Annotated in this window: 1 protein-coding gene; it reads left to right on the top strand. The window is 37.9% G+C overall.

Translation table 11 applies throughout. From position 1 onward, the window contains the following. A partial coding sequence (locus P767_RS18775; protein ID WP_245586913.1) for a sodium/proton-translocating pyrophosphatase occupies positions 1 to 657 on the top strand: 657 nt, incomplete at both ends.

The following is a 657-nucleotide window of genomic DNA, read 5'->3' as shown; positions in this document are numbered from 1 at the left end:
CTGGAATTATGGAAGGTACTGGTAAGCCTGAATATGATAAGTGTGTGGCTATTTCTACTGAAGCTTCTTTAAAGAAAATGATGATGCCTGGTGCCATCACTATTATTTCTCCATTGTTGATTGGTTTCTTATTAGGACCTGAAGCTTTGGGTGGTTTCTTGGCAGGTGCAACCGTGAGCGGTGTATTGATGGGTATTTTCCAGAACAATGCTGGTGGTGCCTGGGATAATGCTAAGAAGTCTTTTGAAAAAGGTGTAGAAATCAATGGAGAAATGTATTACAAGAAATCAGATCCACACAAGGCTTCTGTAACTGGTGATACAGTGGGTGATCCATTCAAAGATACATCTGGACCTTCTATGAATATCCTTATCAAATTAATGTCAATTGTTTCTTTGGTAATTGCTCCTACATTGGCACATATGCATCCAACTTCTGAAGCAGCTGCTACTAAGGTTGAGAAGAAAATTGAAATCAGTATCGCTGGTCAGGATTCAACAGGAATGAATGTTACGGTAACTGGTGAAAAAGATGGTTTGAAGGATTTAATTGAAGCTTTAAAAACAGATGGAGTTGTAAGCAATCCTGAAAATATAAATGTAGAGATTAAGGATGGCAAGTTAATTATCAATGGTACTGCACAATCTGATGAAGTGT

It is taken from the genome of Sediminibacterium salmoneum NBRC 103935, from assembly GCF_000511175.1.
GTDB classification, from domain to species: Bacteria; Bacteroidota; Bacteroidia; order Chitinophagales; family Chitinophagaceae; genus Sediminibacterium; species Sediminibacterium salmoneum.
The sequence above is the reverse complement of the archived record's forward strand: the minus strand, read 5'-3'. Positions and strand labels throughout refer to the sequence as shown.